Source organism: Rhodopseudomonas sp. BR0C11 (assembly GCF_010820945.1).
Taxonomy (GTDB): domain Bacteria; phylum Pseudomonadota; class Alphaproteobacteria; order Rhizobiales; family Xanthobacteraceae; genus Rhodopseudomonas; species Rhodopseudomonas palustris_H.
In genome coordinates this window covers 1-8807 of record NZ_QTKI01000188.1, presented here as the reverse complement: position 1 = coordinate 8807, position 8807 = coordinate 1, and the positions used below count along the sequence as shown (strand labels likewise).

10 protein-coding genes are annotated in these 8807 nt (G+C 63.5%); 4 read left to right on the top strand and 6 right to left on the bottom strand.

Annotation, left to right across the window (positions count from 1 at the left end; all coding sequences use genetic code 11):
• Nucleotides 1–774 (bottom strand): helix-turn-helix transcriptional regulator (locus tag DYI24_RS15240; protein ID WP_164572888.1); only part of this gene is annotated, 774 nt, incomplete at its 3' end.
• Between the two features lie 84 nt (nt 775–858).
• On the opposite strand from DYI24_RS15240, the gene DYI24_RS15235 reads away from it, so the two are divergent.
• The 3 genes from DYI24_RS15235 to DYI24_RS15225 all read left to right on the top strand — a co-directional run bounded on the left by DYI24_RS15235 (nt 859) and on the right by DYI24_RS15225 (nt 2792).
• Nucleotides 859–1503 (top strand): glutathione S-transferase family protein, encoded by a 645-nt coding sequence (locus tag DYI24_RS15235; protein WP_164572887.1) that lies wholly within the window; start codon nt 859–861, stop codon nt 1501–1503.
• Nucleotides 1504–1857: 354 nt separating this feature from the next.
• Nucleotides 1858–2169, top strand: coding sequence for a hypothetical protein (locus DYI24_RS15230; RefSeq protein WP_246701269.1), 312 nt, complete (start codon nt 1858–1860; stop codon nt 2167–2169).
• Nucleotides 2170–2234: 65 nt separating this feature from the next.
• Entirely contained in the window at nt 2235–2792 is a 558-nt protein-coding gene (locus DYI24_RS15225; protein ID WP_164572885.1) for a flavin reductase family protein, read from the top strand.
• A 15-nt stretch (nt 2793–2807) separates the two neighbouring features.
• On the opposite strand, the gene DYI24_RS15220 is transcribed toward DYI24_RS15225, so the two are convergent.
• The 4 genes from DYI24_RS15220 to DYI24_RS15205 all read right to left on the bottom strand — a co-directional run bounded on the left by DYI24_RS15220 (nt 2808) and on the right by DYI24_RS15205 (nt 5881).
• Nucleotides 2808–3197: a type II toxin-antitoxin system VapC family toxin gene (locus DYI24_RS15220; protein ID WP_164572890.1), complete on the bottom strand. Its 390-nt coding sequence runs from the start codon at nt 3195–3197 to the stop codon at nt 2808–2810.
• On the bottom strand, nt 3184–3462 hold the full coding sequence (locus DYI24_RS15215; protein WP_164572884.1) for an AbrB/MazE/SpoVT family DNA-binding domain-containing protein: 279 nt from the start codon (nt 3460–3462) through the stop codon (nt 3184–3186). The genes DYI24_RS15220 and DYI24_RS15215 overlap by 14 nt, the downstream gene beginning before the upstream one ends.
• 105 nt (nt 3463–3567) lie before the next feature.
• Entirely contained in the window at nt 3568–5370 is a 1803-nt protein-coding gene (locus DYI24_RS15210; RefSeq protein WP_164572883.1) for an NAD(P)/FAD-dependent oxidoreductase, read from the bottom strand.
• Between the two features lie 187 nt (nt 5371–5557).
• Nucleotides 5558–5881, bottom strand: a complete 324-nt coding sequence (locus DYI24_RS15205; protein ID WP_246701268.1) for a TY-Chap domain-containing protein — start codon at nt 5879–5881, stop codon at nt 5558–5560.
• A 154-nt stretch (nt 5882–6035) separates the two neighbouring features.
• Between DYI24_RS15205 and DYI24_RS15200 the strand changes: the two genes are divergently transcribed.
• Nucleotides 6036–7055, top strand: a complete 1020-nt coding sequence (locus DYI24_RS15200) for a P63C domain-containing protein (RefSeq protein WP_164572882.1) — start codon at nt 6036–6038, stop codon at nt 7053–7055.
• 426 nt (nt 7056–7481) lie between these two features.
• Here DYI24_RS15200 and DYI24_RS15195 read toward each other — a convergent pair.
• Nucleotides 7482–8807 (bottom strand): pyruvate kinase (locus DYI24_RS15195; protein ID WP_205523535.1); only part of this gene is annotated, 1326 nt, incomplete at its 5' end.

Here is an 8807-nt window from a genome sequence, read left to right as displayed (position 1 = left end):
TCGGACATAGGGCTGGCTCAGCGCGTCGAGTAGCTTGACGCCAAACGGTGACAATCGGACGACCGCGACATTGGGATGCAGCTCGGCTTCCATCCGCAGCGTCGCGTTTTGCCAGTAGGCGGCGAGATCGAAATCGGCCGGACGCGTGAAGCGGTCGTCGAGCGGCGTGCAGTCGAGCACGCGCGCGATCCGGTAGGTTCGGACGCTGCCGTCGACCTGTCCGGCGAGATACCAGCTGCCGCCCTTCAGCACGAGGCCGAGCGGGGCGACGCGGCGGCGCTTCTGGCCGCGCCAGCTCTCGTAGCGGATCTTGATCAGCGTGCCGCGCAGCACCGCGGCGGCGACGGCGCGCAAGTGCTTCGGTTGTTCGGCCTCGCCGAACCAGCCGGGTGCGTCGAGGTGAAAGCGCTCCTGCATCCGTCCGGCGTCTTCGCGCAGATTGGCCGGCAGCGCGGCCATCAGTTTGTTCTGCGCGGCGATCATCGCCGCATCGAGACCGAGCGCGGCGGCGGGGCCGGGCAGGCCGGCGAGGAACAGCGCGCCGGCTTCGCTCTGCGACAGCCCGTTCAGCCGCACGCGATAGCCGTCGAGCAGCCGATAGCCGCCGTCCGCGCCGCGGTCGGCATAGACCGGCACGCCGGACGCAGAGAGCGCGTCGATGTCGCGATAGATCGTGCGCACCGATACCTCGCAGGCCTCGGCCAGCTCCGGCGCGGTGACGCGGCCCTTGGCCTGCAGGGTGGTGAGGATCGACAGCATTCGGCTCGCGCGCATGTTTCATTTAACCATACCTGACAGAGGATGTCAGGTATGGGGCTGTAAGCAGGTGTCATCGCCGTCCAGCCGCGGAAGACCCCGATGACCAGCCCGAACCGTGTCACCCTGTTCTATTCGCCGCAAACCCGCGCCACCGGCATGCGCGTGCTGCTCGAGGAAATGGGAGCGCCGTACGATCTTCACGTCCTCAACATGAAGGCCGGCGAGCAGCGCCAGCCGGCGTACCTCGCGATCAATCCGCTCGGCAAAGTGCCGGCCATTCGTCATGGCGATGCGCTGGTGACCGAGCAGGTCGCGATCACGATCTACCTGGCCGATTTGTTCTCACCGGGCGGTCTCGCGCCGGCGCTGAATGATCCGCTGCGCGGTCCTTACTTGCGCTGGATAGCTTACTACGGTTCGTCGTTCGAACCGGCGGTGGTCGACAGGTTCATGCAACGCGAGCCCGGGGCGACGGAGATGTCGCCCTATGCCGACTACGATACGATGCTCGGCGCGCTCGAAGCGCAGCTTGCGACCGGACCGTATCTGCTCGGCGACCGCTTCACCGCCGCGGACGTGCTGTGGGGGATTGCACTCAACTGGACGCTGAGTTTCGGCCTGGTGCCGAAGAGAGACGTGTTCGTGCGCTACACCGAACGGGTCACCGCGCGACCTGCGTTCCAGCAGGTCGATCAGGCCGATGCCGCGATGGCGGCGGAGCATGCCGCAGCCGTCGGTGATTGAACGGGCGCGGATCGCTCGCGCTGTCGGCCGGTTGATTGACGAGCGCCAGGGGCGGCCGTGAGGCGGCAAGATCGTCGTGCAGGCGGCAAGACTTGCCGCCATCCGGCCACGCGGCGCCGCTCGCCCGGCGCCGCAATGCGCTGCGGCGGTTGACGAAAACGGCCGCCGCCGGGATGGCATGTCGGTTGCTTTTGAGTGTGCTCGACCAAGCACGTTTGAAGGCGCGTCATGAACATTTCTGGAGTTGGGTCATATGCGGCCTCACTGGTGGCCGCCTCGCGCAGCAGCGCCGGCGCATCGGCCGTAGCCGCATCTGGGGAGAGTGCGGCTGCGACCAGGTCGGGCAGCGGCGGGGTGCAGAAGACCGACTTCACCCAGATGACCCATCAACAGCTGTTCGACTGGATCAACAGCAAGATCGCCAGCGGCGAGATGAGTTTCGACGAGAGCTCGACCTTCGTCAGCATGACGGTAAGCATGCCGGTCGACGGCTCCTCCTTGGCGCCCAATGGCACGCAGAAAGTCGATTTCATGCAGTCGGTGCGCAGCGGCATGGAGCGGGCCTTGCAGACCAACGACACCGACCTGTTCGCCCGCCTACAAACCGCGCTGCAAACCATGCAGCGGTTTCAGGGCGAGGTCCGCGGCGTGAACATCACGGTTTGAGACGTCGTTCTTCCGGGATGTGCTACTGATCGAGGCTGCCCAGACGGACCGACAGGACGCGGAAGATGATGCACCCACGCAAATCCGACTTTCCGGTTTCGGGTGTGCGCCGCTATCTCGAGCCGGGGCCGATCGTGTTGGTGAGCTCGCATTGGCGCGGCGCGCACAACGTCATGACGCTCGGTTGGCACGTCGTGCTGGAATTCACCCCGTCGCTGATCGGTCTGATGATCTCGAGCGGCAACCACTCGTTCGAGATGATCCGCGGCTCCGGCGAATGCGTGGTCAATCTGCCGACCACGGCGCTGACCGATATCGTCGTCGGCATCGGCAACACCTCGGGCGCCGAGATCGACAAGTTCGCGCATTTCGGGCTGACGGCGGAGAAGGCGACCGCGGTCGCCGCGCCGCTGATTGCCGAGTGCCACGCCGCGTTCGAATGCCGGCTGCACGATGATGCGCTGGTCGACCGATACAACTTCTTCATCTTCGAAGTCGTCAAAGCCCACGTCGCCGCCCGGCCGAAACATCCGCAAACGCTGCACTACACCGGCGACGGCGTATTCATGGTGGCCGGCAAGACCATCAGCAGGAAATCGCTGTTCCGGCCGGGGATGCTGTGAGTCCGGCGGCGCCAGTCAGGGCGCCGAAACGTTTGTGAGACCAGCTGCCTTGGCGGTGCGGATTAAGCGTTGATCGAACGTGACGAAGCCATCGCAGGCTTCCGCGCAGCCGAGATGCAGGGCATCGGCGAAATCCATTCCGGCCTCGACGCGGTCGAGGGCGGCGGCGACCAGCGCTGGGTCCTCAAGCGTGACGCTGGGCAATCCGGCGAAGCTGCGGAGCGCGTGACATACCGCGGAACCATCGAACCCGTAGGCGCTGCGCAGCACCCATTCTGTCTCGAGCATCACGGTCGTGGGGACGAAGACGTCCTCGCCATCGATGGTGGCGCGGGCTCGGGCGGATTGCATGGGATGATCACCGGTCAGATACCGGACGATCAGATTGGTATCAATCGCGCGTATGACGACGCCGTGCTTCCGCGGCAACCGCGGCGGCCATGTCGTCCAGCGACTTCGGTGGCCCGTCGAAGCACAGCGAGGCGTAAACCTGGTCCGGCCGGGTCGAAGCGAAAAGCGGAGCAGGGCGCAACAGCACGCCGTCAGGCGTCTCTTCGACGGTCAGTCGGGTGCCGGCCGGCCACTGCCGGCGCTGCCGGATCGCCTTGGGCAGGATGACCTGCCCCTTGGTCGAGACTGTCGTCGTCAGCTTGTCGGCCGGTACTGCCATTGGTCGTGCCCTGTAAGACGAACGTAAGATAGGGCGGGCTTTGCCGGTCGACAAGCCAGAGCGATGCCGGAGGATGGCCGTAGCCGTTCCCCAGGGCGCGGTCACTCAGCCCAGATGATGCACCTGTTGCGGGCCGTAGACCGGGGTGGGGAGGCCTTCCATCCGGGCTTTGAGCTGCAGCGCCAGGAACTGCGAGTAGTGGCGCGACTGGTGTAGATTGCCGCCGTGGAACCACAAGCCTTCCTGTTGGGTCGGCTTCCACATGTTGCGCTGCTCGCCTTCCCACGGGCCGGGGTCTTTGCGGGTGTTGGAGCCGAGGCCCCAGACTTTGCCGACCTTGTCGGCGACCTCTTTCGAGATCAGGTCGGCGGCCCAGCCGTTCATCGAGCCATAGCCGGTGGCATAGACGACGAGATCGGCCGGCAGCTCGGTGCCGTCGCTGAGGATCACGGAATGTTCGGTCAGGCGCGTAACGTCGACGCCGCTCTTCAGCTTGATGCGGCCGTCGGCGACCAGTTCGGAAGCGCCGACGTCGATGTAGTAGCCCGAGCCGCGCCGCAGATACTTCATGAACAGGCCGGAATCGTCGTCGCCGTAGTCGAGCATGAAGCCGGCCGCTTCCAGCCGCTTGTAGAATTCGGCGTCGCGCTCACGGATCGCGTTGTAAATTGGGATCTGGAATTCGTGCAGGATCTTGTACGGCAGCGAGGCGAAGATCAGGTCGGCCTTGGCGGTGGTGATGCCGTTCTGCACCGCCTGCTCGGAGTAGAGCCCGGCGAGCCCAAGCTCCATCAGCGAGTTCGACTTGACGATGTGGGTCGACGAACGCTGCACCATGGTGACGTCGGCGCCGGCCTCCCATAGCGCCGCGCAGATATCATGCGACGAATTGTTCGAGCCGATCACCACCGCTTTCTTGCCCTTCCAAGCATCCGGCCCGGGATGCTGCGAGGAGTGGTGCTGATCGCCCTTGAACACGTCCATGCCTTCGAATTTCGGCATGTTCGGCTTGGCCGACATGCCGGTCGCCAGCACCAGCTGCTTCGGCTTCAGCGTGATCTCCTGGCCGTCGCGCTCGACCACCACGGTCCATTCCTTGGCGGCTTCATCGTAGGAGGCGTGCTTGCAGACGGTGGAGCCCCAGTAATTCAGCTCCATCACCTTGGTGTACATTTCCAGCCAGTCGCCGATCTTGTCTTTCGGCGCGAACACCGGCCAGTTCGGCGGGAACGGCAGATAGGGCAGGTGGTCGTACCACACCGGGTCGTGCAGGCAGAGCGACTTGTAGCGCTTGCGCCAGCTGTCGCCCGGGCGCTCGTTCTTCTCGATGATAATGGTCGGCACGCCGAGCTGGCGCAGCCGCGCGCCGAGCGCGATGCCGCCCTGGCCGCCGCCGATGATCACGCAATACGGCTGGCGGGTGATGCCGAGTTCGGCGGCCTCGGCATCGCGTTCTTCCTTCCAGGTTTTGCGGCTGGGATCGGCGCCGTGCTTGACGCCCATCGGGCGCTGAAAGCCTTGCGGCTCTTCGAAGCCTTTCAGTTCGGCCATGGTGGTGAGCAGCGTCCAGATCCGGCCGTCCTTGATGCGGAGATGGCCGACGCCGCGGGCGAGCGCGGTGTCGAACTGGATGAAGCATTCGACGATTCCGTCGGTCTCGGCGGCGTCCTCGCCGTCGGCGATCCGCCAATGCGACGGCTTGGTATCGGCGAGCCGCGCGGTCAGCATGTCGCGGACCTGATCCTTGCCTTCCATCGTCTTGATGTTCCAGGTGAAGGCGATCAGGTCGCGCCAGTAGCAGTCGGTCTGAAACAGATCGACCGCGCGGTCGATGTCGCCGGCGCTCAGCGCATCGTCGAGTTGTCCGAGGAGCGTGGTGACTTTGCCGTTCGGTGAGGTGTCGAGCATGCTGGTCCTCCCATGGGCTGTTGTTTTGACAGCATTGTTGCGTCGCGATGCGACGTCGTTTTTCGCGATGATACCATCGCGTCGATCCGAGGGGAGAGCGAAGCGAGCCAGCTAGTGAAGTTGTGATCAGTCGGTTGCTGCGATGCACGCAGCGGCGACAGCGTCTGCAATGCCCATGTGTGCGGATCTATTCGGTCTTGACGTCCAATTTGGGCGCGCCGGTGTAGTTGTAGACGTCGTGCAGCAATGTGAGGATTTCGGCGGCGATCGCGGCATCCGTCAGCGTCAGCGGATAGCTCTTGCTGTAGTTCGGCGCGCGGCCGGGCTCCTTGTAGCCGGCGGCGGTCAAGCGGGCGATGCGATCCGGATTCAGGACGGCGCTCAACGCCGCCCAGCTTTCGGCCGACGCGGCCTCGCAATACAGCGCCACCGGCGGCGTTTCCGGCATGCACTGGATGTAGCCGATGCCGCTGTCGAACACGGCATAGACCCGATGTGCTCGCGTTGACATGTCGCCCGTCGCTCGCTTCCGCAGACGAAGGCTGCATCCGCCACAAGGTGGCCGGGCGTTCTTGTTTGTGCATATCTGGGGATGTGCTTGCACGGTATGCTTGCAGAATGCGCGTGCAAGCATTATTGTCAATCTGCAAGCATCGGAGGACGAAATGGTCGGCGAACCCAATCCAGACAAGGTGAAGGCGGCGCGAGTACGTGCTGAGGTGTTGTCGCCGGAGAGAAGGGCTGAGATTGCTCAAAAAGCAGCGGCGGCCAGATGGAGCGCAAAACTACCAAGAGCAACCCATCGCGGAAGTTTCAAAGAAGAATTCGGTATCGATGTTGAGTGCTATGTGCTGGACGACCAGCACAAAACGGCGGTCATCAGCCAACGCGGAATGGCTGCAACACTTGGTATAAACGTTACCAGCGGCGCTGCTTTTCCGAGATTCCTCGCTAGCCGATCGATGGCTTGGGCCGTTGACGCAGAACTGAAGCAAAAAATCGAGAATCCCCTTAAATTTCTTGGGGGCACTGGTGGTGTAGAGCAGCCTCCAAAGCCGGTTTACGGCTTTGATGTGACACTGCTAATTGACGTTTGCAACGCGATTATCAAGGCCGAGTCTGCCGGACATCTTCGGGCGGAAAGCCACAAGGGAGTCGCGCGCCAAGCCCACATCATCCTCTCAGCGTCGGCGAAGTCCGGTATCCAAGGGCTGGTGTACCGGCTCGCTGGATACAATCCGACTGCCGAAGAAGTCATCGCCGCGTTCAAGCTATATGTTCAAGAAGAGGCCAAAAAATACGAGCCTGAGTTTCCGAATGAACTCTATGCGGCTTGGTATCGACTTTATAAAATTCCGCCTCTTGCTCGGGGGAAGCCATGGCACTTCAAGTATTTGACAGTTAATCACATCTATCATCCGTTGGCGCAAAGCAACGGGAAGGTTCTTGAACTTTTGCGGGCGCTGAAGTCTCGAGGCGGAGACCAGAAAGCGAAGCTTTTCCAATTTCTCAATCAGATTGGTGCTCGCGCTCTTCGCATTCAGCTTGGCCGCGTTCTCGAGATGGCGGAATCATCTCCGAACAAAGATGCGTACGAGCGAAAGATTGTTGAACGCTTCGGCGGTCAGAAAGAGTTCGAATTCATCATTCCGCCACCTGCTGAAACATTGGAGGCCGCCCATTGAGGCGGCCTTCGCTCTGATCAAAGGCGCTTCCGTTTCCCCACAACAATACCCCAATTCCCATTTGGATTGGGGCGCCGCCAATAGGGCCTGTGCATCGTATCCAGTGCAGCGCAAGCGTCGCCGAAGTCGGTATACTTTTTTTGGAATCCCTTGGGGCCAACCCAATACCCGCCGGCACGGCAGCAAGAGACACGGTCAAAAGTGGATCCATCAGCTGCGGTATAAACGTACATTCTGCAATTTCCTTCGCGACTTCACTGCGGCACCATCAATATAGCGGCGGATGATCGGGATGCAGGCGAGACAGGCTAGAAATTTTCTCTGCAAAGGGCACTCAACATCAAAGACGGCAGCATCCGACGGCACTTGCGGACCAGTGGAGTGAATGAATGCGCTGGGGAATCAAGCTTAAGTCACACCGGGCGCTTAGCCCCAGCTGCGCAGCCGCCGGAGTTGCGGCGTCTTCTTGTGCTGATGGTCGGCCATCCGGCCGAGCAGCGTATCGAGCTCGGTGATCGCCTTGAACAGATAGGGGCCCTTGTTCAGCATCACGCATTCGGCGCGTGCCGCCATCGCGGCGTCGGTCATTTCGCCCCGCGAGGGCGTGCCCTTCTTCACCAGATGTTCGAGCACCTGGGTGGCCCAGATCACCGGGACATGAGCGGCTTCGCCGATCCACAGGATCTCTTCCTGCATCTCGGCAAGCCGGGCAAAGCCGATCTCGACCGCCAGATCGCCGCGCGCGATCATCACCGCGGTCGGCTGGCGCCCGGCCGCCTGCACCAGAATGTCCGGCAGGTGCGCGACCGCATCCGGCGTCTCGATCTTCAACACCAGCGACAGCTGGTGCCAGTCGTCGGGCCGGCGTTCGGCGAGCGCGGCCTGCAGCATCTTCACGTCGCCGACCGACTGCACGAACGAGAACTCGACGCCATCGGCATGGGCGGCGACGAAATCGAGGTCGGCGCGGTCCTTGGCGGTGAGCGCCGGGATGTCGAGCGGCGTATCCGGGAAGTTCAGGCCTTTCTCCGGCTTCAGCCGGAAGCCGGTGTCGGCCGTGGCGGTGACGCGGCCGAGCAGACCCCAGGCGGTCTTCCGCTCGATGCGGACGCACAGCTTGCCGTCATCGACGAACACCCGGGCGCCGACGGAGGCGCGGGTCAGCGGATCGGGAAGGGTGCATTCCACTGCGAAATGCTCGTCGTCGAGATCGATCCGCTCGAATTCGCCCTGCGCCACGATCGCCACCAGATCGCCGGTGACGATGCGGTCGCGGCCATCGGGCGTCCGCGCGGCGCCGGTGCGGATCTTCGGACCGGCGATATCCATCAGCACCTTCATCCGCCGTCCGGTGGCCTCCTCGGCGACGTGAAGGTGATTGATCATCCGCTGCCAGGCGGCGGCATCGTCGTGGGCGCAGTTGATCCGCACCGCCTCGACGCCGCGCTCGGCGAGCCGCAGCATGAAGGTCGGATCGTCGGCGGCTTCGGATGGGCAGGTGACCAGCAGGGCGGAGTGGCGGGCGCCCGACAGCGGTCCGAACAGCTCGGCGCTGCGGCTGGCGAGATCGTGCTCGCCGGCGAAGAACTGCTTCGACGACGGCCGCAGCATTTCCGGCTCGCCCGCCAGCGCCGCCAAAGTGGCGCGCACCGCGAGCAGCGTCGGCATCACCCGGCTTTCGAGCCGGCCGAGCGACGACAGCCCCAGCGCCATCAGGGCGTGCTGCAGCGGGCGCAGATCGTGGTGACGCAG